Here is a 24,378-nt window from a genome sequence, read left to right on the forward strand (position 1 = left end):
AAAGGCTTGTCGGGGCTTCACCATTGCGCTGGCTTGCTTCTATCGTCGGTCATGGCCGATGCATTCCTTATCGGCGCTTTGGTGAAGGGGTGGGGCGAAGTCTCCCACGGTCTGTACTGGCTAGAGTCAGATGCTGGCTTTTAGTCCCACCACCCCTACAAGTCTAAACATACAAGCGGGCTTGCTCGCGAAGGCGTCAGTGCATTCAACGCAATTTCAAAAGGGAAATGTCACAGCTTGGTGACATAACACGCCCCCTTCGTTACAAGCCCACCACCGCCCGTTGTTTAGACTGCCCCTCAGTCATAACAACAAAAAAGGCACCCCATGGACTCCTCTCAACCCGCCTTCAGCAGCTGGCTGAACGCACCGGCCCATCAGCAATGGCTCGCCGCCGAAGGCTTGCGCCTGCTGGCATTCGCCAAGGCATCAAGACTGCCTGAAGGCTTCGGCAATCTCGACGAAAAAGGTCGTCTGCCGGCCGACGCCCAAGCCCACACCATGAACACCGCGCGTATGACCCACAGCTTCGCCATGGCGCATATCCAGGGCCTGCCAGGATTTGCCGACCTGGTGGATCACGGCATCCAGGCCCTGCGTGGGCCGCTGCGCGATGCCGTGCACGGTGGCTGGTTCGCGCTCGCCCAACACCGTGACGGTAACACCGGCAAGAACGCCTACCTGCATGCCTTCGTGGCCCTGGCCGCGAGTTCCGCGGTGGTCGCGCAACGGCCCGGTGCGCAGGCTTTGCTCGATGACGCGATCGACATCATCGACAGCTGTTTCTGGAGCGAAGAAGAAGGTGCCATGCGCGAAGCCTTCAATCGCGACTGGAGCGAGGAGGAGGCGTACCGCGGTGCCAACAGCAACATGCACGCCACCGAAGCTTTCCTCGCCCTGGCCGATGTCACCGACGACAAGCGCTGGTTAAACCGCGCCCAGCGCATCGTCGAGCGAGTGATTCATGGTCACGCCGCCGCCAATGACTATCTGGTGATCGAGCATTTCGACCGCGACTGGCACTCGCTGCGCGAGTACAACCACGACAACCCGGCCGATGGTTTTCGCCCCTACGGCACCACGCCGGGACACGGTTTCGAATGGGCTCGATTGCTCTTGCATCTCGAGGCTGCGCGAGTACGCGCCGGCATGCTCACCCCAGGCTGGCTGGCCACCGACGCGCAAAAACTCTTCGAGCACAACTGCCGCCACGGCTGGAGCATCGACGGCGCGCCGGGCCTGGTCTACACCCTCGACTGGGACAACAAGGCAGTGGTTCGCCATCGCCTGCACTGGACCCATTGCGAAGCCAGCGCCGCCGCCAGTGCCTTGCTCAAGCGCACCGGCGATGCGCAATACGAATACTGGTACCGACTGTTCTGGGAATTCTGTGACAGTCATTTCATCGACCGATGCGATGGCAGTTGGCATCACGAACTCGACCCCTTGAACCGCCCAAGTGCCGATATCTGGCCCGGAAAACCCGACCTCTATCACGCCTGGCAAGCGGTGCTGATCCCGCGCCTGCCGTTGGCGCCGAGCATGGCCAGTGCGCTGGCAGCATTGTCCCAGAGCGGTTCTGTGTAACCATGCGGTGACATTCGCGCGTCCCTTCGTTACCTGCGAAGGGCCGTCCCCTGTTTAAAATCCTCTGCAGCGCAAGCACCAGACTTGCATGCATAACAACAAGAAAGGTACTTCTCGATGAATGCGATTTCTCGCCTCGCTACTGTCATTTCCCTCGTCTCCCTGTCTGCGCTCCCGCTCAGTGTGCTTGCCGCCGAATCCAAAGGTTCCGTGGAAGTCGTTCACTGGTGGACCTCCGGTGGCGAAAAGGCAGCGGTCGATGTGCTCAAGGCTCAAGTCGAAAAAGACGGCTTTACCTGGAAGGACGGCGCAGTCGCCGGTGGTGGCGGTGCGACGGCCATGACCGTGCTGAAAAGCCGTGCCGTAGCGGGTAACCCGCCGGGCGTTGCCCAAATCAAGGGCCCGGACATTCAGGAGTGGGCGTCGACCGGTCTGCTCGACACCGACGTCCTCAAGGACGTTGCCAAAGAAGAGAAGTGGGACAGCCTGCTCGACAAGAAAGTCTCCGATACCGTGAAGTTCGAAGGTGATTACGTGGCCGTTCCGGTGAACATCCACCGGGTGAACTGGCTGTGGATCAACCCGGAAGTCTTCAAGAAAGCCGGTATCACCAAGAACCCGACCACCCTCGAAGAATTCTACGCGGCAGGCGACAAGCTCAAGGCTGCCGGCTTCATTGCGCTCGCCCACGGCGGCCAGCCTTGGCAGGACAGCACCGTATTCGAAGCCGTTGTGCTTTCGGTCATGGGTGTCGATGGTTACAAGAAAGCCCTGGTTGATCTCGACAACGGCGCGCTGACCGGTCCGGAAATGGTCAAGGCGCTGACCGAACTGAAGAAAGTAGCGACCTACATGGACGCCGACGGCAAAGGTCAGGACTGGAACCTGGAAGCGGCCAAGGTCATCAACGGCAAGGCCGGCATGCAGATCATGGGTGACTGGGCCAAGTCCGAGTGGACCGCCGCCAAGAAGGTCGCCGGCAAGGACTACGAGTGCGTAGCGTTCCCGGGTACCGACAAGGCCTTCACCTACAACATCGACTCGCTGGCAGTGTTCAAGCAAAAAGACAAAGGCACTGCAGCCGGTCAGCAGGACATCGCCAAAGTCGTATTGGGTGAGAACTTCCAGAAAGTCTTCAGCATCAACAAGGGCTCGATCCCGGTGCGCAACGACATGCTGGCGGACATGGGCAAGTACGGTTTCGATGCGTGCGCCCAGACCGCGGCCAAGGACTTCCTGACTGACGCCAAGTCCGGCGGCCTGCAACCGAGCATGGCGCACAACATGGCGACCACGCTGGCGGTACAGGGTGCGTTCTTCGACGTAGTGACCAACTACATCAACGACCCGAAAGCCGACCCGGCTGATGCGGCCAAAAAACTCGGCGCGGCGGTTCAGTCGGCCAAGTAATGCTTGGCCCTGTAGGAGCGAGCCTGCTCGCGATAGCGGAGTGTCAGACACCGGATGTATCAACTGACCCACCGCAATCGCCAGCAGGCTGGCTCCCACAGGAAACGCACTTGTACTCCTAATTCCCTCGTACTGGATTTCCCCATGAGTTCTGTTGCTGTGTTCAGCAAGGCCTCGCCGTTCGATGCATTGCAACGCTGGCTGCCAAAACTGGTGCTGGCGCCGAGCATGTTCATCGTGCTGGTGGGCTTCTATGGCTACATCCTGTGGACGTTCGTTCTGTCGTTCACCACATCGACCTTCCTGCCCAACTACAAGTGGGCGGGCCTGGCGCAATATGCCCGGCTGTTCGACAACGACCGCTGGTGGGTGGCGAGCAAGAACCTGGCACTGTTCGGTGGCATGTTCATCGGCATCACCCTGGTGATCGGCGTGCTGCTGGCGGTTTTCCTCGACCAGCGCATCCGTCGAGAAGGCTTCATCCGCACCATTTACCTGTACCCGATGGCGCTCTCGATGATCGTCACCGGTACTGCATGGAAATGGCTGCTCAACCCGGGCATGGGCCTGGATAAATTGTTGCGTGACTGGGGCTGGGAAGGCTTCCGCCTGGACTGGCTGATCGACCCGGATCGCGTGGTCTATTGCCTGGTGATTGCCGCTGTCTGGCAAGCCTCGGGCTTCATCATGGCGATGTTCCTCGCCGGCCTGCGCGGCGTTGATCAATCGATCATCCGTGCCGCGCAGATCGATGGGGCGAGCATGCCGCGCATCTACTGGAAAGTGGTGCTGCCAAGCCTGCGCCCGGTGTTCTTCAGCGCGGTGATGATCCTGGCGCACATCGCGATCAAGAGTTTCGACCTGGTGGCGGCGATGACCGCCGGTGGCCCGGGCTACTCCTCGGACCTGCCAGCGATGTTCATGTACTCCTTCACCTTCAGTCGCGGCCAGATGGGCATGGGTTCGGCCAGTGCGATTCTGATGCTCGGTGCGATTCTCGCAATCATCGTGCCTTACCTGTACTCCGAGCTGAGGACCAAGCGTCATGACTAGTCTCGCTGCCAAACCTGCCATCAGCTTGAGTCGCATCGCGATCTACGCCGTGCTGATCCTCGCCGTGATGCTCTACCTGATTCCGCTGGTGGTCATGCTGTTGACCAGTTTCAAGACCCCGGAAGACATCAGCACCGGCAACCTGCTGAGCTGGCCGACCGTGGTCAGCGGCATCGGCTGGGTCAAGGCCTGGGCCACGGTTGACGGTTATTTCTGGAACTCGATCAAGATCACCGTTCCGGCGGTGCTGATCTCCACGGCCATCGGTGCCTTGAACGGCTACGTGCTGTCGATGTGGCGTTTCCGTGGTTCGCAGCTGTTTTTCGGCCTGTTGCTGTTCGGTTGCTTCCTGCCGTTCCAGACCGTCCTGCTGCCGGCCTCGTTCACCCTCGGCAAGATGGGCCTGGCGAGCACCACCACGGGCCTGGTGTTCGTGCACGTGGTCTATGGCCTGGCGTTCACCACGCTGTTCTTCCGTAACTACTACATCAGCATTCCCGATGCGCTGGTGAAAGCGGCGCGCCTCGACGGTGCGGGTTTCTTCACCATCTTCCGCCGGATCATCCTGCCGATGTCGACGCCGATCATCATGGTCTGCCTGATCTGGCAGTTCACTCAGATCTGGAACGACTTCCTGTTCGGGGTGGTGTTCTCCAGCGGGGATTCACAACCGATCACGGTGGCGCTGAACAACTTGGTCAACACCAGTACCGGGGCCAAGGAATACAACGTTGATATGGCCGCGGCGATGATCGCCGGGCTGCCGACCCTGCTGGTCTATGTGGTCGCAGGCAAGTATTTCGTGCGCGGGCTGACGGCCGGCGCAGTCAAGGGGTAATCATGGCTACGCTCGAACTTCGCAATGTAAACAAGACCTATGGCGCCGGCCTGCCGGACACCCTGAAGAACATCGAACTGTCGATCAAGGACGGTGAGTTCCTGATCCTTGTCGGCCCGTCGGGCTGCGGCAAGTCGACCCTGATGAATTGCATCGCCGGTCTCGAGACCATCACCGGCGGCGCAATCATGATCGGCGACCAGGACGTCAGCGGCATGAGCCCCAAGGATCGCGACATCGCCATGGTGTTCCAGTCCTACGCGCTGTACCCGACCATGAGCGTGCGCGAGAACATCGAGTTCGGCCTGAAAATCCGCAAGATGAGCCAGTCGGCCATCGATGAGGAAGTCACTCGCGTCGCCAAGCTGCTGCAGATCGAACACCTGCTCAATCGCAAGCCCGGCCAGCTCTCCGGTGGTCAGCAACAGCGCGTGGCGATGGGCCGTGCCCTGGCGCGGCGGCCGAAGATCTATCTGTTCGACGAACCGCTGTCCAACCTCGACGCCAAGCTGCGGGTCGAGATGCGCACCGAAATGAAGCTGATGCACCAGCGCCTGAAAACCACCACGGTGTACGTGACCCACGACCAGATCGAGGCCATGACCCTGGGGGACAAAGTGGCGGTGATGAAGGACGGGATCATCCAGCAGTTCGGCACGCCGAAAGACATCTATAACAACCCGGCCAACCTGTTCGTGGCGAGCTTCATCGGTTCGCCGCCGATGAACTTCATTCCCCTGCGCCTGCAGCGCAAGGACGGTCGCCTGCTGGCGCTGCTCGACAGCGGCCAGGCCCGTTGCGAGCTGCCGCTGGGCATGCAGGACGCCGGGCTCGAAGACCGCGAAGTGATCCTTGGCATGCGCCCTGAGCAGATCGTGCTGGCCAGCGGCGAGCCCAATGGCTTGCCGAGCATTCGCGCCGAAGTCCAGGTCACCGAACCGACGGGGCCGGACACCCTGGTGTTCGTCAACCTCAACGACACCAAGGTCTGCTGCCGCCTGGCGCCGGACGTGGCGCCGCAGGTTGGCGAGACCCTGACGTTGCAATTCGATCCGGCGAAAGTGCTGCTGTTCGATGCCAAGACAGGTGAGCGGCTGGGGGTGGCTGGCTTGCCGAAAACCGAAGCTCACGCCGCCAACGTGGCCCAATTCAAAGGCCGCTGAAGATCAAAAAATGTGGGAGCGGGGTCGTGTGGGAGCTGGCCCTGCCGGCGATGCGGACAACTCGGTTTAACCTCGAACCGAGTTGACGCTATCGCCGGCAGGCCAGCTCCCACAAAAGCCCGCTCCCACAGGGGATGTAACCGCGTTAGATAAAAACAGTTAATAACAATAAGACGAGGATGTAGGGATGAAGAAGAACAACAACGCTCAGCTTATCTGCCAGTTATCGGCAATTGCGGCAATGATGCTGGCCGGTAGCGTGCACGCGGCTGATGCGTTCAGTGCCGATTCCGAATGGATGACGGGCGACTGGGGTGGTGAGCGGACCAGGCTGATCGAGCAGGGCATCGACATCAAGATGGACTACGTCGGTGAAGTGGGCGGCAACCTCGACGGCGGTTTCAACGATGACAAGACCGCACGCTACAGTGACCAGTTCGGCCTGGGGGCGGCGCTGGACCTGGAGAAACTGTTCGGCTGGGACAACACCCAGGCCAAGATCCAGCTTACCAACCGTAACGGTGAGAACATCTCCAACGACCGTATCGGCGACCCGCGTGCCGGCACCTTGAGTTCCTCCCAGGAAGTCTATGGTCGTGGGCACATGGTCCGGCTGACCCAACTGTGGATCAAGCATCAGTTCTTCGACAACAAACTCGACATCAAGGCCGGTTACTTCGGTGAAGGTGAAGACTTCAACACCTTCCCCTGCGAATTCCAGAACCTGGCGTTCTGCGGCTCCCAGGTGGGCAACTGGGCCACCAACATCTGGTACAACTGGCCGGTCAGTCAGGCGGCGATCCGCGTGAAGTACAACTTCTCGCCTGAGTGGTATGCGCAGATCGGCGCGTACAACCAGAACCCGTCGCAACTGGAGCACGGCAACGGCTTCAAGCTCAGCGGCAGCGGTACCGAAGGCACCGTCCTGCCGGTGGAACTGGTGTGGTTGCCCAACCCAGGCAAGTTGCCGGGCGAATACCGTGTTGGTTACTACAAAAGCACCGCCAGCGCCGATGACGTGCTTGAAGACGACAACGGCAACAACGCGGCCACCAGCGGCAACGCCTATCGCAGCCACAGCAGCAAGCACGGCTACTGGTTCGTGGCGCAACAGCAACTCACCAGCCATAACGGTGATGCGACCCGCGGTCTGAACATCGCCGCCAACGCGACGTTCCACGACAAGGACACCAACATCGTCGACAACTACCAGTCGCTGATGTTCGTCTACAAAGGCCCGTTCGATGCACGTCCGAAAGATGACATGGGGATCGGTTTCGCCCGCATCCATGTCAACGATGACGTGAAGAAAAATGCCGAGCTGGTCAACGCCTCCAATAACGTCAGCGACTACAACGATCCGCTGTTCTCGCCGCTGCGCGACACCGAATACAACTACGAACTCAACTACGGCTTCCACGTGACCAACTGGCTGACCGTGCGTCCCAACCTGCAATACATCACTCACCCGGGCGGTGTGGATGAAGTCGATGACGCTTTGGTCGCCGGCCTGAAAATTCAGTCGGTGTTCTAACGCGACTGCGATAAGCTCCTCTCCATGTGCGCATTTTGCGGACGGCCAAGGCTGTCCGCTTTTTTTTGCCGGCGGCGCACCCCGGTAACAGACGATTTTCAGGACCGTGGCACATGCTTGAGCATCCGCTACAACGCTTCTTCAAATCCTTGCGCGAACGGCCGGTGTTTGCGTGGGAGCGCTATCAGAAGCGCGACGTGCTGGTGATCGATCATCCGCTGTGTCAGGCGGTGTTCAGTCGCCAGGGTGCGCAGTTGCTGCACTTCCAGCCCAAGGGCCAGAAACCCTGGCTGTGGTGCGCGGCGAAGTGGCCGCAGGTCGGGGCCATTCGCGGTGGTGTGCCGGTGTGCTGGCCATGGTACGGCCGTCACCCCAGCGAAAACGCCTGGCCGTCCCACGGTTGGGCGCGTTTACTCGACTGGAAACTGATCGACAGCAGCAACGATGACGATGGCGTGCGCCTGCACTGGCAGCTGGAGCTGTGCGACTGGCAGGTAGACCTGCATGCGCACTTGGGGGAACGCATGGATTTGCGCCTGAGCACCGAGCATCAGGACGACATGCCGTGCCAGTTGAGCCAGGCTTTGCACGCTTACTGGCGTATTGGTGATGTCGGTGAGGTAGCGCTGTCTGGGCTCGATGGCGCGCAAGGTTACGACCAGTTGAACCGACAGATTTGCCAGCAGGAAGGCGAGTTGCGCGTCGAAGGCGGCTGCCAGCGGGTGTTCCAGCATGACGGTGAGTTACAGCTTAACGATCACGCCTGGGAGCGGGCGTTGTGCATCGATACGGGCGCCAGCGCTGATACCGTTGTGTGGCATCCGGGTTCGCGGCCGTTGCTGGGGGTGAGTTGGAGCGAGATATCCGAATTCGTTTGTGTAGAGGCGGCGAGTGGCGGCACCGACAGCCTGTGCCTGAAGCCTGGGGAGCGGGCGCATTTGAGTTTGCAGGCGCGGGTGGGGGTTTAGCTCTGGATATTGCGGTGTCTCGGCTGGCCCTATCGCTGGCAAGCCAGCTCCTACAGTGTCCGCGTCGAGCACAAAAACTGCGACCGCCGCTTAACCTGTAGGAGCTGGCTTGCCAGCGATGAGGCCGGACCGGTCAGCCGGGATTTCGGATCAGTTGAACTCGTCGCCCACCGGATACCGGCTGGCATTCAAGCTCTCCTTGATCTTGCGCAAATGCGGCTGGAAATCCACCCCGCGCCTCAAGGTCATGCCAGTGGCGAGCACATCGAGCACGGTCAGCTGGATGATCCGCGAAGTCATCGGCATGTAGATGTCGGTGTCTTCCGGCAGCGGAATGTTCAGGCTCAAGGTGCTGGCCTTGGCCAAGGGCGAGTTCTCTGCAGTCAGGCCCAGCACCGAGGCGCCATTCTCCCGGGCAATGCGCGCCACTTCCACCAGTTCGCGGGTGCGGCCGGTGTAGGAAATGATCACGAACAACTCGCCGGTATGCGCCACCGAGGCAATCATGCGCTGCATCAGCACATCGGCATGGGCGGTCACGGCGAGGTTGAAGCGGAAGAACTTGTGCTGGGCATCCAGCGCCACCGGGGCCGAGGCGCCGAGGCCGAAGAAGTGGATCTGCCGGGCCTGGATCAACAGATCGACGGCGCGGCTGATCAAGTTCGGGTCCAGCGCCTGCAGGGCACTGTCCAGGGAGGCGATGGCGCTGCCGAAAATCTTCTTGGTATAGGCTTCAGGATTGTCATCCGCCTCGACCGCACGGCTGACATAGGCCGCGCCACTGGCCAGGCTCTGGGCCAACTGAAGCTTGAGCTCGGGGTAACCGCTGACGCCGAACGAACGGCAGAAACGGTTGACCGTCGGTTCGCTGACGGACGCCGCCTGGGCGAGGGCGGCGATGCTGAAGCGGGTGGCCTGCTGTGGATTGAGCAGGATCACCTCGGCCACTTTGCGTTCGGCCTTGTTCAGCTCTTCAAGGCGACTCTGGATTTGCTCCAGTAAATTTCGCACGCGGTCCATATAAGTATCCTTTACACCTGCGCCGATAAGCGCGCGGCTAATGCAAAAAGGGCCTTTGGTGTGGCCCATAACGGTGGCCTATCCTACTGATGGCTCCGACCGACCACCACACGGAATCTGTATTTTGCGAAAATGTTGTGGTTATTACTACATTTTCCCTTGAGTGATGCCTTGAAAAAAGGTATTTGTAGCTTAACTTGATAAAAGAACAAACATCATGCCTTCGATTACGGTTGAACCGTGCACCTTCGCCTTGTTCGGCGCCCTGGGCGATCTGGCCCTGCGCAAGCTGTTTCCTGCCCTTTATCAACTCGATGGCGCAGGCCTCTTGCACGAGGACACGCGTGTCATCGCGCTGGCCCGTGAGCCTGGCAGCGAGCAGGAGCACCTGGCGTTCATCACGTCCGAACTGCGCCGCTACGTCGGTGCCAAGGAGCTGGACGAAGCCGTACTCGAGCGCTTCCTCGCACGCCTGAGCTACCTGCACGTCGACTTCCTCAAGTCCGAAGACTATGTGGCCCTGGCTGAAGTGGCCGGCAGCGCGCAACGGGTCATCGCCTATTTCGCCACACCGGCAGCCGTCTACGGGGCGATCTGCGAAAACCTGGCCAAGGTCGGCCTGGCGGAAAACACCCGCGTGGTACTGGAAAAACCCATCGGTTCGGACCTGGAGTCCTCGCGCAAGGTCAATGACGCCGTGGCGCAGTTCTTCCCGGAGAACCGCACCTATCGCATCGACCACTACCTGGGCAAAGAGACTGTCCAGAACCTGATCGCCCTGCGTTTCGCCAACAGCCTGTTCGAAACCCAGTGGAACCAGAACTACATCTCCCACGTGGAAATCACCGTGGCCGAGAAGGTCGGCATCGAAGGCCGCTGGGGCTACTTCGACAAGGCCGGCCAGCTGCGGGACATGATCCAGAACCACCTGCTGCAACTGCTCTGCCTGATCGCCATGGACCCGCCGGCCGACCTGTCCGCCGACAGTATCCGTGACGAGAAGGTCAAAGTGCTCAAGGCGCTGGCACCGATCAGCCCGGAAGGCCTGACCACCCAGGTGGTGCGTGGCCAGTACATCGCCGGCTACAGCGAAGGCAAACCGGTGCCCGGATACCTGGAAGAACCCAATTCCAACACCCAGAGCGACACCGAGACGTTCGTCGCCCTGCGTGCCGACATTCGCAACTGGCGCTGGGCCGGCGTGCCGTTTTACCTGCGTACCGGCAAACGCATGCCGCAGAAGCTGTCGCAGATCGTCATCCACTTCAAGGAACCGTCGCACTACATCTTCGCTCCCGAGCAGCGCCTGCAGATCAGCAACAAGCTGATTATCCGCCTGCAACCGGACGAAGGCATTTCTTTGCGGGTGATGACCAAGGAACAAGGCCTGGACAAGGGCATGCAGCTGCGCAGCGGTCCGTTGCAGCTGAATTTTTCCGACACCTGGCGCAGCGCACGGATTCCCGATGCCTACGAGCGGTTGTTGCTGGAAGTGATGCGCGGCAATCAGAACCTGTTTGTCCGTAAAGATGAAATCGAAGCTGCGTGGAAGTGGTGTGACCAGTTGATCGCCGGGTGGAAAAAATCCGGTGATGCGCCCAAGCCGTACGCGGCCGGGTCCTGGGGACCGATGAGCTCCATTGCTCTGATCACGCGGGATGGGAGGTCGTGGTATGGCGATATCTGATTTGAAACTGCCGCAGGGCGTCAGCGCCCATGCGTTCAAGAGCCCGGTGCTGCTGGCTGAAAGCCTGGCACTGAATGTGGCCAAGCACCTGAGCGATGCCATTGAAGCCCAGGGCACGGCGACCCTGGTGGTCTCCGGTGGCCGCAGCCCGGTGGCGTTTTTCCAGCACCTGGCCAAGCAGGCGCTGGACTGGTCGAACGTGGTGGTCAGCCTCGCCGATGAACGCTGGGTGCCGGTCGAGCACGCCGACAGCAATGCCGGCCTGCTGAAGAAATATCTGTTGCAAGGGCCAGCGGCCAAGGCGCAGTTCCTGAGCCTGTACAGCGCCAGCGCCAACCTTGAACAGGCCGCCGATCACGCCGACCGTTTGCTTTCCGAGCTGCCGGTGATCGACGTGCTGGTGCTGGGCATGGGCGATGACGGCCACACCGCGTCGCTGTTCCCCGGCAGCCCGAACCTGGCCGAAGCCTTGAAGGCTGACGGGACCCGTCGTTGTTACCCGATGCTGGCACCCACCGTGCCGCGTCAGCGCCTGACCATGAGTCGTGCGCTGCTGGCCTCGGCCAAACACAAGATTCTGTCGATTTCCGGTCAGTCCAAGCTGACCACCCTGGATACCGCACTGGCCGGTGACGATGTCGCCGCACTGCCGATTCGCGCGTTTTTGCAACCCACGTTAGAGATTTACTGGTGCCCATGAGCCAAGGAACAGCCGCTATGACAAACCCATCCCCGACCGTTTCCATGGCGGACAAAGTTGCCCTGATCGACAGCCTCTGCGCCAAGGCGCGGATCCTGCCGGTCATTACCATTGCCCGCGAGCAGGACATCCTGCCGCTGGCCGATGCCCTCGCGGCCGGTGGCCTGACCGCCCTGGAAGTGACCCTGCGCTCGCAGTTCGGCCTCAAGGCCATCCAGGTGCTGCGTGAGCAGCGTCCGGAGCTGGTGACCGGTGCCGGCACCGTGCTGGATCGGCACATGCTGGCCGCGGCCGAAGCTGCGGGTTCGCAGTTCATCGTCACGCCAGGCATCACCCGTGACCTGCTCGAAGCCAGCGTCGCCAGCCCGATTCCATTGTTGCCAGGCATCAGCAATGCCTCGGGCATCATGGAAGGCTACGGCCTGGGCTATCGCCGCTTCAAACTGTTCCCGGCCGAAGTCAGCGGCGGCGTCGCGGCCATCAAGGCCCTGGGCGGCCCGTTCGGCGAAGTGAAATTCTGCCCGACCGGCGGCGTGGGTCCGGCCAACATCAAGAGCTACATGGCATTGAAAAACGTCATGTGCGTGGGCGGTAGCTGGATGCTTGATCCGGAGTGGATCAAGAACGGCGACTGGGCCCGCATTCAGGAATGCACCGCCGAGGCCTTGGCGCTGCTGGACTGATCAGCTTCACCCCAACACTTCGTTGTGTGCTTTACGGCTTTACGGTGCGCTTGGTCGGTGCACCGTTTTTTTTGCCCGCAAAAAAACCTTTGTAGGAGCGAGCTTGCTCGCGAAAAACCTGAGAACAACGCGGGGCATCAGGCAACCCGCGTTATCGTTAACGTCCATCGCGAGCAAGCCCGCTCCCACAGTAATCTCAGCGCAACTCAGTCAACGCCGAAGTCAACACCATCATATCCGCCGCCGTAGTCGTCAGCCCCGGCGTGATACGAATACACGGCCCACACGCCGCCCCGCTGCGCACCACGGTGAACAGGTTGTAGTCCTTGAGCAGGCGCTCGACCATCGGCTGTTGATCGGCATGTGCAGTAAAACGCATCGACGTGATGCCGCAATACAACCGTGGGTCATCCGGCGTCATCACTTCGATGCCCGGCAGCTCCCGTGCCGGTCTCACCCACAGGTTGCGCAAGTAGTTGAGTCGCGCACCCTTGGCGGCGGCACCGCCCATCGCATGATGCTCCTCGATGACCAGCGGCAGGGTGAGCAAGGCCGGAATGTTGGGCGTGCTGTACGGCGTGCGGGCGCGGATGTCGGTGACCGGGAAATGCATCTCGCCCATGTCCGTGTCGATGTCGGCCAGGCGCTCGGGGGCGATATGGACGAAGCCCAGGGTCAGCGGCGCACCGATCCACTTGTGCAGGTTGTAGGCGGCGAAGTCGATGCCCAGCTCAGCGAGGTCGAACTCGAACTGGCCCAGCGCATGGGCGCCGTCGAGAATCACGTCGATGCCATGTTCTTTGGCGGCGGCGGCAATCGCCTGGACCGGCATCACCAGGCCCGTGCGGTGGGTGACGTGGGTCAGGGCCATCAGCTTGAGTCGCGGATAACGCGCGAAGGCTTCGCGATAAGTGCCTAGCAGGCTGTCGAAACTGGCGGGATGCCGGTGTTCGATCTCGACCACTTCAACGCCGCGGTGGCGCGCCAGCCAGCGCATGGCGCCCTTGACAGTGTCGTACTCCAGATCGCTGAACAGTACCTGGTCGCCTGGTTGAAGTAGGTTGTAGTTGCGGATCAATGATTGCAAACCGTCCGTCGCGTTGCGGGTGAGGGCGACGCTTTCTGCGGCAACGCCAATCAACCCGGCTACCTGCGCGCTGATCTTCTGGCTCTCGCCCTGTTCGAAACGCTGGCGCACGTAGACCGAGTTGCTGCGGTTGATCAGTTCGATGTTGCGCTGATATTCCTCGACCACCGTGCGCGACATACGGCCGAAGTAACCGTTTTCCAGGTTGATCGGGCCGGGTTGCACAGCGTAGCGGTCGGCAAAGGTTTTCCAGAATGCTTCATCACGGGCGCGGCGGGTGTTATCGGGCATGGGGTTACTCGGTTCAATGACGGGGTGCGGGTTTGCCATGTTTGGCGCGCAAGGGTTCGAGCAACTCGGACAGGCCGTTGTGATCGATTTCCTGCATCAGGGCCAGCAGCCCGCCCAATTCGCCGTTGGGAAAACCTTCCCGGGCGAACCAGTTGAGGTAGGGGCCTGGCAGGTCGGCGATGATGCGGCCCTTGTATTTGCCGAAGGGCATTTGCCGGGTAATCAATAGTTCGAGCTTTTCAGGGTTCATCAATCGGCCGTCTTGAATCAATCAGTCTGGAAAATACAGGCATTCTGCATGCAGGCCAAATGACAGATCATGCAAATAAAACGGATACAGATTTTCGGATAAATTATAAGTTATTGAAAAATAACGAATTACCAATCAATTCCGGGCTGGCATGACCAGTGCAATAGCTATTGCATCTTTCATCAACCCGCGAGGAATTGAAAATGACCGACATGAATAAAGAAGCGATTTCTGTACTCAACGACCTGATCGAAACCTGCAAGGACGGTCAGGAAGGGTTCAAGACTTGCGCTGAAGACATCAAACAACCTGAACTCAAAACCCTGTTCGTGCAACGTTCTGCCGATTGCGCACAAGCTGCCGCTGAACTGCAGAGCCTCGTACGCTCGATGGGTGGCGATCCGGAAACTTCCACCAGTGTCAGCGGTGATCTGCACCGTCGCTGGGTCGACGTGAAGTCGATGTTCACCGGCAAGGACGAAGAGGCTGTATTGAATGAAGCCGAGCGTGGTGAAGACCATGCGAAGAAGGCTTACAAGGAAGCCATCGAAAAAATCAACAAGGACAACCTGGTCAGCATTCGTGATGTGGTTGAGCGTCAGTACCATGGCGTACAGCGCAATCACGATCAGGTGAAAGCCCTGCGTAACCAGGCTCGCGCGCGCTCGTAAGCGTTCGTTAGCTGTCAAAAACGCCAGCCAGCCTGGCGTTTTTTTGTGCCCTGTGAATAACACCGCAAAAACCCTTGTAGGAGCTGCCGAAGGCTGCGATCTTTTGGCGGCTTTGAACCCGCTGAAGAGCAAGATCAAAAGATCGCAGCCTTCGGCAGCTCCTACAGAATCCGCGTTTTATGAGAGGTCGTGGGAGAAGCCGTCTATCGTTAAATCGTCCTCTCGAGAGTCCATTTAGTGCCTATCACCCTGCAGGCTTTGTTCGCGCCTGACCTGCGCGCCGTGCAATTCGCGATCAAGACCCTGATCGGCGGGGGCGTGGCGCTGTGGCTCGCGTTGCGCTGGGGCCTGGAGCAACCGGCCTGGGCGTTGATGACGGCCTTCATCGTGGCCCAGCCGTTGTCCGGGATGGTCCTGCAAAAAGGCCTGGCGCGACTGTTGGGGACATTGGTCGGGACGATCATGTCGGTGGTGTTCATGGGCGTCTTTGCCCAGACTCCCTGGCTGTTCCTGCTGGCCCTGGCGTTGTGGCTCGGGCTGTGTACCGCCAGTTCAACACTGCTGCGCAGCGCCTGGTCCTATTCATTCGTGCTGGCCGGTTACACGGTGGCGATCATTGCCTTGCCGGCCATCAACCATCCGTTGACGGTGTTCGATCAGGCCGTGGCGCGTTGCACGGAAATCAGCCTGGGGATTATCTGCGCCACGGTCAGCAGTGCCTTGATCTGGCCGCTGCGGGTGGAACGCCAATTGGCCGAGCAGGCCCGGGTCGCCTGGCAAAGCGGGATCAATGCCGCGCGGGCGACCCTGGCTGGCGATGGCCAGGCGCGCAAGGGCCTGCTGGAAATCCTCGGAAGAATCGTCGCGGTGGACGCCCAGCGCGAACACGCCTGGTTCGAAGGCGGCCAGGGGCGCCAACGTGCGCGGGCCATCAGCGGTTTGAGCCAGAAGCTGTTGATGCTGTTGCGCATTGCCCGTTCGGTGCGCCGGCAGTGGAAGCAGTTGGAACCGCAGGAGTCCGAGCAGTTGTTGCCGTGGATGAACGAGGTCCAGGAGGCGCTGGGCAGTGCCGATGCCGCGATCCTGCAAGCCTTGCGCCCGCGTTTGCTCGATGCTTCCCATGATCCGCACATCAGTTCCGCGCAGAGCTACTGCCTGGTCCGTTTCACCTTGTTGATGGACACCGCCATGGCGGCGAACGCGGCGTTGAAAGCGGTGGAGGAGGGCCGTGACGCAGTGGTTCCGCCGAGAACCCTGACACCGCACCGCGACCTGTCGTTAGCCCTGGTCTTCGGCGCCCGCAGCGCCCTGGCCTTCCTGGTGGTGTCGTGCTTCTGGCTGGCAACCGCCTGGCCCGCCGCGGCTGGTGCACTGGTGTTGACCTGTGTGGTCTGCAGCCTGTTCGCCAGCCGCGAGAACGGCGCGCAGATCGGCATGAGTTTCATGCGCGGTATTTTCCTGGCCATTCCAGCGGCGTTTGTCGTCGGGCAGATCTTGCTGCCGCAATGGAGCAGTTTCGCCATGCTCTGCCTGGGCATGGGCGTGCCGCTGTTTTTCGGCGCGCTGGGCATGGCCAAGCCGCAGATCGGCGCCACGGCCACTTCGTTCTGCCTGCATTTCATTGTGCTGGTGGCCCCGCTGAACCAGATGCAGTTCGGCGTCGCGACCTTCTTCAACAGTGCCCAGGCCATGGTGATCGGCGTCGGTGCGGCGGTGCTGGCGTTCCATTTGCTGATCCTGCGCAACCCGACCTGGCATGGCCGACGTTTGCTGGTGGCAACCCTGGACGACCTGGTGCGCCTGACCCGGCGCAACCTGGCCGGTGCCGAAAGCTGGTTCGGCGGGCGCATGGCCGACCGTTTGCTGCAACTGGCGCGGCACTATCCGGAACTGCCGGAACCGGCGCGCAGTCGCTGGGACGACGGCTTGCTCGGCTTGGACATCGGCGACGAATTGCTGCACCTGCGCTTGAGCCTGGCGGTGGCGCAGGTACCGGTCACGGCGCCGCAGCGGCGTTATCTCGACGACCTGGAAAATGTCCTGCGCCAGGGCCCTGCCGGCAGTCGCGCCGAGGCCTTGGCCGAACCCAGTGAAGCGTTGCTGCAAACCCTGTACGCCTTGCCTCCCAGCGATGCGCTGAAGCTGGCCCAGGGCGCGGTGCTGCAATTGCAAAACAGCTGGCGCGCCTGGTGCCGCCAGCAGGAGGAAATTCATGGGCTTGCGTGAGTGGTCGGTGGGCGGCGTACTGCTCAGTCCATTCCTGATTTACCTGGTGCTGGCACTGCTGGTCACCGGCGCCTTGCGCCTGTTATTGCGCCTGACCCCGGTGAGCCGCTGGATCTGGCATGAAGCATTATTCGATTGCGCCTTGTACGTCTGTGTATTGACCGTGATCACCGTCGTCCTCGGACCTTTATAAGGAGTTGAACATGCGTACCCCCGTACGTGTAGCCGTCACCCTGTGCCTGGTGGCCGTGGCGATTTTTGCCGGCGTCCATCTGTGGCAGTACTACATGCTGACCCCCTGGACCCGCGACGCGCGCGTCCGTGCCGATGTGGTGGTGATTTCCCCGGATGTGTCGGGCTGGGTGCGCGAGCTCAAGGTCCACGACAACCAGGAAGTGAAGGCCGGCGACCTGTTGCTGAGCATCGACCGCGATCGTTTCGAGGCAGCGCTGGAGAAGGCCCAGGCGGTGGTGCAGACCCGCCAGCAGCAACTCAATCTGCGCGAGCGCGAAGCCAGCCGACGCGCCAGTCTCGGGCCGCAGGCGATCAGTGCCGAGCTGCGGGAAAATGCGCAGATCAACGCCGGCATCGCCCGGGGCGAATTGCGCGAGGCCCAGGCCGAAGCCAAGGCCGCACAAATCAATCTCGACCGCAGCCAGATCCACGCCCCGCGCAACGGGCACATCACCAACCTGCGCCTGGCCCAGGGCAACTATGTGAACGCCGGGCAGTCAGTCATGGCCTTGATCGACGACTCGACCTTTTATGTGCAGGCGTACTTCGAAGAAACCAAGCTGCCGCGGATTCGCGTCGGCGACCCGGTGAAAGTCTGGTTGATGAGCGCCGGGGATGCCTTGCAGGGGACGGTGGAAAGCATCAGCCGGGGGATTACCGACCGCAATACGACGCCGGATGGGCAGTTGCTGGCGGAAGTCGAGCCGACGTTCAACTGGGTTCGGCTGGCGCAACGGATTCCGGTGCGGATCAAGCTGGACAAGTTGCCGGAAGGGCTCAACCTGAGTGCGGGGATGACGGCGAGCGTGCAGGTGCAGGAGCCTTGAAAAATCAAAAGATCGCAGCCTTGTAGGAGCTGTCGAGTGAAACGAGGCTGCGATCTTTTAACGTAATCAACCGATACTGATCGCCGGCAACTCGGTCAAAGTCACGGACTGTTGCTTGCGCGGCGCCAGGATCTCCGCTTCGCCATCCACCACCAGCTCGTCGCGCTGGTTGAACACGCGAGTGGCAATGCGCACACGAAATTTCGGCAGTTTCTCGAGGATTTCCAGGCGCACGGTCAGGGTGTCGCCAATCTTCACCGGCTTCTGGAAGCTCATCTGCTGGCCGATGTAGATGGTGCCCGGCCCAGGCAGCTCGCAGGCGACCGCGGCACTGATCAGCGCACCGCTGAACATGCCGTGGGCGATACGTTCCTTGAACATGGTGGTCGCGGCGTATTCGGCGTCCAGGTGCACCGGGTTGTGGTCGCCGGACATGGCGGCGAACAGCTGGATGTCGCGCTCTTCAACGGTTTTGCTGAAGCTGGCGGTCTGGCCGATTTCGAGGGCTTCGTAAGGGGTGTTGGTAACCTGGGTCATGTGTCTGGATTCCTGTGACGAATTAAAAAATTCACAAAAAACTATTCGGTTCGGTGTGGTCGCGGATTGCTCAACGCCTGGTTGATCCAGGCCAACACGTCGGTCGTCACTTCATCGCGGTTGATGTCGTTGAACAGTTCGTGCCGTGCCTGCGGGTAAACGGTCAGTTGCAGGCTCTGGCTGCCAGCCTCGCGCAGCGCGTTGGCCAGATCATTCAGACGCTTGCCCTCACTCACCGGATCACATTCGCCGCCGATCACCAGCAGCGGCAGGCCCGGATCGATCTGGGCGAGATTGGACGCTTTGCTGATTTGCTGCAAGCCGCCGAGTAAATCGATCCACAGCTGGTTGGTGCAGCGAAAGCCGCACAGCGGATCGCTGGCGTACAGGTCGACCTCGACCGGGTCACGGCTGAGCCAGTCGAAGCGGGTGCGCGCCGGTTTGAATTTCTTGTTGAACGAGCCGAACGACAGCCATTCGATCAGGGCGCTGCGGCCCTTGGGGCCCTGGCGCAGACGTTCGATACGCGCGATCTGGCGGGCCGCCCGATAAAGGGCCACGGGCTGGAAGTTCGAGCCGCTGAGAATGGCCCCGTGCAGGCTGGCGCTGTGATGCAGCAGATAGGCCTGGGCGATGTAGCTGCCCATGCTGTGCCCCAGCAACACAATCGGGGTCCCGGGGTGCTGCTGGCCGAGGTGCTGGTTGAGGCACGCCAGGTCGCCCACTACCTTGGCCCAGCCATCGCTGTCGGCGAAATGGCCGAGCGTCCCGTTTTCGGCAGTTTTGCCATGTCCACGCAGGTCCGGCGCGTAGACGCCGTAGCCCTGTTCGCAGAGTTTTTCCGCCAGGCGCCCGTAGCGACCGCTGTGTTCTGCCATGCCGTGGGCCAGCAGGATCACGGCCCTGGGGCTGCCAGCAGGTAGCCACTGGTTGACGAAGAGGCGGCTGCGGTCACTGGCGGTCAGCCAGAACGTGTCGTGGATCATGGCGATTCCTTTCCATGCATGGGCGCGGGGTGGTTGCATTGTATAGCGCATAACGGCGCTGGCATCAGCCCACGCCACGGCGGGAAGATTCACACGGTCTATGACGCCCTTGCCCATATTTGCCTGATTCGCCATAGCTGCTAGTGTCCGTGAAGCTCCGCGTTCTGTATTTGAGAAATGACAGATCAGCGGCCCCGGATCGGTTCAGGTAAAGAGGACAAGAACAATGCAACCTGATTTCTGGAATGACAAACGCCCGGCCGGCGTCCCCCTGGACATTGATGTCGCTGAATACAAGTCGGTCATCGAGGTGTTCGAGCGTTCCTGCAAGAAGTTCGCAGATCGCCCGGCCTTCACCAACATGGGCGTCACCCTGACCTACGCCGAACTGGAACGCTACAGCGCCGCGTTCGCCGGTTACCTGCAAGCCCATACCGACCTGGTGCCGGGGGATCGCATCGCGGTGCAGATGCCCAACGTCCTGCAATACCCCATCGCCGTGTTCGGCGCCTTGCGCGCCGGGCTGATCGTGGTCAACACCAACCCGCTGTACACCGCGCGGGAGATGCGTCACCAGTTCAAGGATTCCGGCGCCCGGGCACTGGTGTACCTGAACATGTTCGGGCAGAAAGTTCAGGAAGTGCTGCCCGACACCGACATCCAGTACCTGATCGAAGCGAAGATGGGCGACCTGATGCCGGCCGCCAAGGGCTGGCTGGTCAACACGCTGGTGAGCAAGGTGAAGAAAATGGTCCCGGCCTATTCCTTGCCCCAGGCGATTTCCTTCAAGAGTGCGTTGCGCATGGGCCGCGGCCTGGGCATCAAGGGGTTGAAGGCAGGCCTCAACGACATCGCCGTGCTGCAATACACCGGCGGCACCACCGGCCTGGCCAAGGGCGCGATGCTGACCCACGGCAACCTGGTGGCCAACATGCAGCAGGCCCGGGCCTGTCTCGGCCAGTTCGCGGCCGACGGCCGGCCGCTGCTGCGCGAAGGCCAGGAGGTGATGATCGCGCCGCTGCCGCTGTACCACATCTATGCGTTCACGGCCAATTGCATGTGCATGATGGTGACCGGCAATCACAACGTGCTGATCACCAATCCCCGGGACATCGGCGCTTTCATCAAGGAGCTGAAGAACTGGCGGTTCTCGGCATTACTGGGGCTCAACACGCTGTTCGTCGCGCTGATGGACCACCCGGACTTCAAGACCCTGGACTTCTCCAGTCTCAAGCTCACCAACTCCGGCGGCACCGCGCTGGTCAAGGCCACGGCCGAGCGCTGGGAGCAACTGACCGGTTGCCGCATCACCGAAGGCTACGGCCTGACCGAAACTTCGCCGGTGGCCTGCACCAACCCCTATGGCGACCAGTCGCGCATCGGCACGGTCGGCCTGCCGGTGCCGGGCACCACGCTGAAGGTGATCAACGACGAAGGCGTCGAGCAACCATTGGGCGAGCGTGGCGAGCTGTGCATCAAGGGCCCGCAGATCATGAAGGGCTACTGGCAGAAACCCGAGGCGACCAACGAAGTGCTGGATAGCGAGGGCTGGTTCAAATCCGGCGACATCGCGGTGATCGACCCGGACGGCTTCGTGCGCATCGTCGATCGCAAGAAGGACATGATCATCGTCTCGGGTTTCAACGTGTACCCGAACGAAATCGAAGACGTGGTCATGGCTCACCCGAAAGTCGCCAACTGCGCGGTGATCGGTGTGCCGGACGAGCGTTCGGGCGAGGCGGTGAAGTTGTTCGTGGTGGCGCGTGAGGCGGGGGTCAGCCTTGAAGAGCTGAAGGCCTACTGCAAGGAAAACTTCACGGCGTACAAGGTGCCCAAGCACATCGTCCTGCGTGAGTCGTTGCCGATGACGCCGGTGGGCAAGATTCTGCGGCGGGAGTTGCGGGATATCGCGTAACAGGTTGTAGAGCGGGGCGCTCTCCAAAGATCGCAGCCTTCGGCAGCTCCTACAGGAATCACATTCCCCTGTAGGCTGCCGAAGGCTGCGATCTTTTGTTTTGAGCCCCCGATTTTCGGGGGTTTCAAGGCAATATAGGTTTTTTGCTCTAAAATGACCGCTTGTCATTCTTGAGTCACAATTGTGACTGTAGAGGCCGCTTTTGGCTCTAGGCGACCCTTGGCAAAGCTGCTACTCTCGGCGCGTTTTGTGCTTCTCGGCCTGTATGAAAGCCCAGATTCACCAATAACCAAACACCAATAATAATCGCATCAAATGCGGTGCTGAATTCGCGTTGCTGAGGAGTGGGCTTCCATGATCGAAGACTTTTGGAAGGATAAGTACCCAGCTGGAATTGCTGCCGACATCAATCCAGACGAGTACCCGAATATTCAGGCAGTGTTGAAGCAATCCTGCCAACGCTTCGCCAACAAACCGGCATTCAGCAACCTGGGCAGGACTATCACCTACGGTGAGCTGTACGAATTGTCCGGTGCCTTTGCCGCGTACCTGCAACAGCATACCGATTTGCAGCCGGGCGATCGAATCGCCGTGCAGCTGCCGAACGTGCTGCAGTACCCGGTTGCCGTCTTCGGTGCCATCCGCGCCGGGCTGATCGTGGTCAATACCAACCCGCTGTACACCGCGCGGGAAATGGAACACCAGTTCAATGACTCCGGTGCCAAAGCCCTGGTTTGCCTGGCCAACATGGCGCACCTGGCTGAAACCGTGGTGCCGAAAACCGGGGTCAAGCACGTCATCGTCACGGAAGTGGCGGACCTGTTGCCACCGCTCAAGCGTCTGCTGATCAACAGCGTGATCAAGTACGTGAAGAAGATGGTGCCGGCCTATCACTTGCCAAAAGCGGTGAAGTTCAACGACGTGTTGAGCAAGGGCCATGGCCAACCCGTGACTGAAGCCAACCCGGCCAGCAGCGATGTCGCAGTGCTGCAATACACCGGCGGCACCACTGGCGTGGCCAAGGGCGCTATGCTGACCCACCGCAACCTGGTGGCGAACATGCTGCAGTGCAAGGCACTGATGGGCTCCAACCTCAATGAAGGTTGTGAGATCCTGATCACGCCGCTGCCGCTGTACCACATCTATGCGTTCACCTTTCATTGCATGGCGATGATGCTGATCGGCAACCACAACATCCTGATCAGCAACCCGCGCGACCTGCCGGCGATGGTCAAGGAACTGTCGAAGTGGAAGTTCAGCGGTTTCGTCGGCCTCAACACCCTGTTCGTGGCCCTGTGCAACAACGAAGGCTTCCGCAAGCTGGATTTCTCGGCGTTGAAAGTCACCCTGTCCGGCGGCATGGCCCTGCAACTGGCGGCGGCGGAGCGCTGGAAAGCGGTCACCGGTTGCGCCATCTGCGAAGGTTACGGCATGACCGAAACCAGCCCGGTGGCCACGGTCAACCCGATCCAGAAGATCCAGATCGGCACCATTGGCATTCCGGTGCCGTCGACCCTGTGCAAAATCGTCGACGATGCTGGTGTCGAACAGCCAATGGGCGAAATCGGTGAACTCTGTGTGAAAGGGCCGCAGGTGATGAAGGGCTACTGGCAGCGCCAGGAAGCCACCGATGAAATCCTCGATAGCGAAGGCTGGTTGAAGACCGGTGATATCGCGCTGATCCAGCCGGACGGCTACATGCGCATTGTCGATCGCAAGAAAGACATGATCCTGGTCTCCGGATTCAACGTGTACCCGAACGAACTGGAAGACGTGCTGGCCACCCTGCCGGGCGTTCTGCAATGCGCGGCCATTGGCGTGCCGGACGAGAAGTCGGGGGAGGCGATCAAGATTTTCATCGTCGCCAAACCGGGCGTGACCCTGACCAAGGAACAGGTGATGGAGCACATGCGCGCCAATGTCACCGGCTACAAGGTTCCGCGCTCCGTGGAGTTCCGCGATGCGCTGCCAACCACCAACGTCGGCAAGATCCTGCGTCGTGAGTTGCGCGATGAAGAGTTGAAGAAGATCAAGGCGAAGAACGCCGCGTAAAACAAAAAGCCCCGCAGATGCGGGGCTTTTTGTTGAATATCAAAAGATCGCAGCCTTCGGCAGCTCCTACAGGGCTGCGGTCTTTTCGATTATTGGCGGAACGGCGCGAAATTGACGTTGGTGCCCGCCGGGCGCATGTCCTGCAGGAAGGAATCCTTGTCGGCGCTCAGTTCCAGGCTCAACGCCGCCTTGCGCTTGCCTTCGTTGCGCACCACCAGGCCTTCGAGCTTCTCGCGCAGGAACACGGTCGGCACTTTCAGGTGCAACAGTTGGTCGGTGTCCGGGGTGTGCATCAGCAGGTGAATCCACTCGTACTGACCAACGGCCAGGCGCGTCACCGGGATATCGAACCACCAGATGTTGCGGTTGCGGTTCAGTTCGGTGAAATGGCAGTTGTTGACGCCAAGCACAGCACCGCCCAGTTCCAGGTTTCTGCGGGCAATGGCCTGCTTTTTATCGATTTTCATAACATTCCTACAAAATTGGATCTTCAGCGCCAGGGCCTGAATACGTTGCGCATTCTCGGGGGTTGGCCGGTAAACATAAAGCCCAACCTGCGCGGATCGATGAAATGTCGCAGTAAAAATAAATGAAACTCCGTGCAAACGCCTCCGGTCAACCTTCTGTAACCACTTTATTCATCAATATTGTTCGGGAGA

At 60.5% G+C, this 24,378-nt stretch carries 22 protein-coding genes; 16 read left to right on the forward strand and 6 right to left on the reverse strand.

Features of this window, described 5'->3' with window-relative positions; translation table 11 throughout:
• Window positions 1-327: 327 nt before the first annotated feature.
• From ACM6I6_RS09790 to ACM6I6_RS09820, 7 genes are all read left to right on the forward strand, one after another.
• Entirely contained in the window at window positions 328-1,587 is a 1,260-nt protein-coding gene (locus ACM6I6_RS09790; RefSeq protein WP_414919821.1) for an AGE family epimerase/isomerase, read from the forward strand.
• Window positions 1,588-1,704: 117 nt separating this feature from the next.
• Window positions 1,705-2,997 (forward strand): ABC transporter substrate-binding protein, encoded by a 1,293-nt coding sequence (locus ACM6I6_RS09795; protein ID WP_406591736.1) that lies wholly within the window; start codon window positions 1,705-1,707, stop codon window positions 2,995-2,997.
• A gap of 144 nt (window positions 2,998-3,141) precedes the next feature.
• On the forward strand, window positions 3,142-4,050 hold the full coding sequence (locus ACM6I6_RS09800; protein ID WP_034149180.1) for a carbohydrate ABC transporter permease: 909 nt from the start codon (window positions 3,142-3,144) through the stop codon (window positions 4,048-4,050).
• A complete protein-coding gene (locus ACM6I6_RS09805) occupies window positions 4,043-4,888 on the forward strand; it encodes a carbohydrate ABC transporter permease (RefSeq protein ID WP_047532453.1) in 846 nt (281 codons plus the stop codon). Before ACM6I6_RS09800 ends, ACM6I6_RS09805 begins: the two co-directional genes overlap by 8 nt.
• A gap of 2 nt (window positions 4,889-4,890) precedes the next feature.
• The gene (locus ACM6I6_RS09810) at window positions 4,891-6,051 is read left to right on the forward strand and encodes an ABC transporter ATP-binding protein (RefSeq protein ID WP_274073384.1); all 1,161 of its coding nucleotides are present in this window, start codon (window positions 4,891-4,893) and stop codon (window positions 6,049-6,051) included.
• A gap of 187 nt (window positions 6,052-6,238) precedes the next feature.
• Window positions 6,239-7,585, forward strand: a complete 1,347-nt coding sequence (locus tag ACM6I6_RS09815; RefSeq protein WP_406591733.1) for a carbohydrate porin — start codon at window positions 6,239-6,241, stop codon at window positions 7,583-7,585.
• A gap of 113 nt (window positions 7,586-7,698) precedes the next feature.
• Window positions 7,699-8,553 (forward strand): D-hexose-6-phosphate mutarotase, encoded by an 855-nt coding sequence (locus ACM6I6_RS09820; RefSeq protein ID WP_323607239.1) that lies wholly within the window; start codon window positions 7,699-7,701, stop codon window positions 8,551-8,553.
• 150 nt (window positions 8,554-8,703) lie between these two features.
• Here ACM6I6_RS09820 and ACM6I6_RS09825 read toward each other — a convergent pair whose 3' ends face one another.
• The gene (locus ACM6I6_RS09825; RefSeq protein WP_173668879.1) at window positions 8,704-9,564 is read right to left on the reverse strand and encodes a MurR/RpiR family transcriptional regulator; all 861 of its coding nucleotides are present in this window, start codon (window positions 9,562-9,564) and stop codon (window positions 8,704-8,706) included.
• A 226-nt stretch (window positions 9,565-9,790) separates the two neighbouring features.
• Here ACM6I6_RS09825 and zwf point away from each other — a divergent pair, with 226 nt between their 5' ends.
• The 3 genes from zwf to ACM6I6_RS09840 are packed head-to-tail and all read left to right on the forward strand — an operon-like array spanning window position 9,791 to window position 12,643.
• The gene (zwf, locus tag ACM6I6_RS09830; RefSeq protein WP_274073387.1) at window positions 9,791-11,260 is read left to right on the forward strand and encodes a glucose-6-phosphate dehydrogenase; all 1,470 of its coding nucleotides are present in this window, start codon (window positions 9,791-9,793) and stop codon (window positions 11,258-11,260) included.
• Entirely contained in the window at window positions 11,247-11,960 is a 714-nt protein-coding gene (pgl, locus tag ACM6I6_RS09835) for a 6-phosphogluconolactonase (RefSeq protein WP_323607238.1), read from the forward strand. Before zwf ends, pgl begins: the two co-directional genes overlap by 14 nt.
• 17 nt (window positions 11,961-11,977) lie before the next feature.
• A complete protein-coding gene (locus ACM6I6_RS09840; protein WP_020797030.1) occupies window positions 11,978-12,643 on the forward strand; it encodes a bifunctional 4-hydroxy-2-oxoglutarate aldolase/2-dehydro-3-deoxy-phosphogluconate aldolase in 666 nt (221 codons plus the stop codon).
• Between the two features lie 196 nt (window positions 12,644-12,839).
• Here ACM6I6_RS09840 and ACM6I6_RS09845 read toward each other — a convergent pair whose 3' ends face one another.
• Window positions 12,840-14,021 carry an aminotransferase class V-fold PLP-dependent enzyme gene (locus tag ACM6I6_RS09845; protein WP_414919822.1) on the reverse strand — a complete coding sequence of 394 codons (1,182 nt, stop codon included), beginning with the start codon at window positions 14,019-14,021 and terminating at the stop codon, window positions 12,840-12,842.
• A gap of 13 nt (window positions 14,022-14,034) precedes the next feature.
• Entirely contained in the window at window positions 14,035-14,271 is a 237-nt protein-coding gene (locus tag ACM6I6_RS09850; RefSeq protein WP_046816624.1) for a DUF3820 family protein, read from the reverse strand.
• A gap of 203 nt (window positions 14,272-14,474) precedes the next feature.
• Between ACM6I6_RS09850 and ACM6I6_RS09855 the strand changes: the two genes are divergently transcribed.
• The 4 genes from ACM6I6_RS09855 to ACM6I6_RS09870 all read left to right on the forward strand — a co-directional run bounded on the left by ACM6I6_RS09855 (window position 14,475) and on the right by ACM6I6_RS09870 (window position 18,229).
• Complete coding sequence (locus ACM6I6_RS09855) at window positions 14,475-14,942, forward strand: PA2169 family four-helix-bundle protein (RefSeq protein ID WP_323607237.1); 468 nt, start codon at window positions 14,475-14,477, stop codon at window positions 14,940-14,942.
• Window positions 14,943-15,179: 237 nt separating this feature from the next.
• Window positions 15,180-17,168 carry an FUSC family protein gene (locus ACM6I6_RS09860; protein ID WP_414919823.1) on the forward strand — a complete coding sequence of 663 codons (1,989 nt, stop codon included), beginning with the start codon at window positions 15,180-15,182 and terminating at the stop codon, window positions 17,166-17,168.
• Entirely contained in the window at window positions 17,155-17,361 is a 207-nt protein-coding gene (locus tag ACM6I6_RS09865) for a DUF1656 domain-containing protein (RefSeq protein WP_046816627.1), read from the forward strand. The genes ACM6I6_RS09860 and ACM6I6_RS09865 overlap by 14 nt, the downstream gene beginning before the upstream one ends.
• Before the next feature lie 10 nt (window positions 17,362-17,371).
• Window positions 17,372-18,229, forward strand: a complete 858-nt coding sequence (locus tag ACM6I6_RS09870; protein WP_406591730.1) for an efflux RND transporter periplasmic adaptor subunit — start codon at window positions 17,372-17,374, stop codon at window positions 18,227-18,229.
• A 66-nt stretch (window positions 18,230-18,295) separates the two neighbouring features.
• On the opposite strand, the gene ACM6I6_RS09875 is transcribed toward ACM6I6_RS09870, so the two are convergent.
• Window positions 18,296-18,766 carry a MaoC family dehydratase gene (locus tag ACM6I6_RS09875; protein WP_274073393.1) on the reverse strand — a complete coding sequence of 157 codons (471 nt, stop codon included), beginning with the start codon at window positions 18,764-18,766 and terminating at the stop codon, window positions 18,296-18,298.
• A 41-nt stretch (window positions 18,767-18,807) separates the two neighbouring features.
• Window positions 18,808-19,752 carry an alpha/beta hydrolase gene (locus ACM6I6_RS09880; protein WP_274073394.1) on the reverse strand — a complete coding sequence of 315 codons (945 nt, stop codon included), beginning with the start codon at window positions 19,750-19,752 and terminating at the stop codon, window positions 18,808-18,810.
• Window positions 19,753-19,978: 226 nt separating this feature from the next.
• On the opposite strand from ACM6I6_RS09880, the gene fadD2 reads away from it, so the two are divergent.
• Window positions 19,979-21,667 carry a long-chain-fatty-acid--CoA ligase FadD2 gene (fadD2, locus tag ACM6I6_RS09885; RefSeq protein ID WP_323607235.1) on the forward strand — a complete coding sequence of 563 codons (1,689 nt, stop codon included), beginning with the start codon at window positions 19,979-19,981 and terminating at the stop codon, window positions 21,665-21,667.
• Window positions 21,668-22,021: 354 nt separating this feature from the next.
• The gene (fadD1, locus tag ACM6I6_RS09890; protein ID WP_274073396.1) at window positions 22,022-23,719 is read left to right on the forward strand and encodes a long-chain-fatty-acid--CoA ligase FadD1; all 1,698 of its coding nucleotides are present in this window, start codon (window positions 22,022-22,024) and stop codon (window positions 23,717-23,719) included.
• A gap of 89 nt (window positions 23,720-23,808) precedes the next feature.
• On the opposite strand, the gene ACM6I6_RS09895 is transcribed toward fadD1, so the two are convergent.
• A complete protein-coding gene (locus tag ACM6I6_RS09895) occupies window positions 23,809-24,186 on the reverse strand; it encodes a hypothetical protein (RefSeq protein WP_274073397.1) in 378 nt (125 codons plus the stop codon).
• Between the last annotated feature and the right edge of the window lie 192 nt (window positions 24,187-24,378).

It is taken from the genome of Pseudomonas sp. IT-P218 (assembly GCF_949767605.1).
Taxonomy (GTDB): domain Bacteria; phylum Pseudomonadota; class Gammaproteobacteria; order Pseudomonadales; family Pseudomonadaceae; genus Aquipseudomonas; species Aquipseudomonas putida_AE.

Excerpts from the sequence above, each read along its gene's own strand:
- ACM6I6_RS09790 (WP_414919821.1), top strand. The coding sequence starts at position 328 with ATGGACTCCTCTCAACCCGCCTTCAGCAGCTGGCTGAACGCACCGGCC.
- ACM6I6_RS09795 (WP_406591736.1), top strand. The coding sequence starts at position 1,705 with ATGAATGCGATTTCTCGCCTCGCTACTGTCATTTCCCTCGTCTCCCTG.
- ACM6I6_RS09800 (WP_034149180.1), top strand. The coding sequence starts at position 3,142 with ATGAGTTCTGTTGCTGTGTTCAGCAAGGCCTCGCCGTTCGATGCATTG.
- ACM6I6_RS09805 (WP_047532453.1), top strand. The coding sequence starts at position 4,043 with ATGACTAGTCTCGCTGCCAAACCTGCCATCAGCTTGAGTCGCATCGCG.
- ACM6I6_RS09810 (WP_274073384.1), top strand. The coding sequence starts at position 4,891 with ATGGCTACGCTCGAACTTCGCAATGTAAACAAGACCTATGGCGCCGGC.
- ACM6I6_RS09815 (WP_406591733.1), top strand. The coding sequence starts at position 6,239 with ATGAAGAAGAACAACAACGCTCAGCTTATCTGCCAGTTATCGGCAATT.
- ACM6I6_RS09820 (WP_323607239.1), top strand. The coding sequence starts at position 7,699 with ATGCTTGAGCATCCGCTACAACGCTTCTTCAAATCCTTGCGCGAACGG.
- zwf (WP_274073387.1), top strand. The coding sequence starts at position 9,791 with ATGCCTTCGATTACGGTTGAACCGTGCACCTTCGCCTTGTTCGGCGCC.
- pgl (WP_323607238.1), top strand. The coding sequence starts at position 11,247 with ATGGCGATATCTGATTTGAAACTGCCGCAGGGCGTCAGCGCCCATGCG.
- ACM6I6_RS09840 (WP_020797030.1), top strand. The coding sequence starts at position 11,978 with ATGACAAACCCATCCCCGACCGTTTCCATGGCGGACAAAGTTGCCCTG.
- ACM6I6_RS09845 (WP_414919822.1), bottom strand. The coding sequence starts at position 14,021 with ATGCCCGATAACACCCGCCGCGCCCGTGATGAAGCATTCTGGAAAACC.
- ACM6I6_RS09850 (WP_046816624.1), bottom strand. The coding sequence starts at position 14,271 with ATGAACCCTGAAAAGCTCGAACTATTGATTACCCGGCAAATGCCCTTC.
- ACM6I6_RS09855 (WP_323607237.1), top strand. The coding sequence starts at position 14,475 with ATGACCGACATGAATAAAGAAGCGATTTCTGTACTCAACGACCTGATC.
- ACM6I6_RS09865 (WP_046816627.1), top strand. The coding sequence starts at position 17,155 with ATGGGCTTGCGTGAGTGGTCGGTGGGCGGCGTACTGCTCAGTCCATTC.
- ACM6I6_RS09870 (WP_406591730.1), top strand. The coding sequence starts at position 17,372 with ATGCGTACCCCCGTACGTGTAGCCGTCACCCTGTGCCTGGTGGCCGTG.
- ACM6I6_RS09875 (WP_274073393.1), bottom strand. The coding sequence starts at position 18,766 with ATGACCCAGGTTACCAACACCCCTTACGAAGCCCTCGAAATCGGCCAG.
- ACM6I6_RS09880 (WP_274073394.1), bottom strand. The coding sequence starts at position 19,752 with ATGATCCACGACACGTTCTGGCTGACCGCCAGTGACCGCAGCCGCCTC.
- fadD2 (WP_323607235.1), top strand. The coding sequence starts at position 19,979 with ATGCAACCTGATTTCTGGAATGACAAACGCCCGGCCGGCGTCCCCCTG.
- fadD1 (WP_274073396.1), top strand. The coding sequence starts at position 22,022 with ATGATCGAAGACTTTTGGAAGGATAAGTACCCAGCTGGAATTGCTGCC.
- ACM6I6_RS09895 (WP_274073397.1), bottom strand. The coding sequence starts at position 24,186 with ATGAAAATCGATAAAAAGCAGGCCATTGCCCGCAGAAACCTGGAACTG.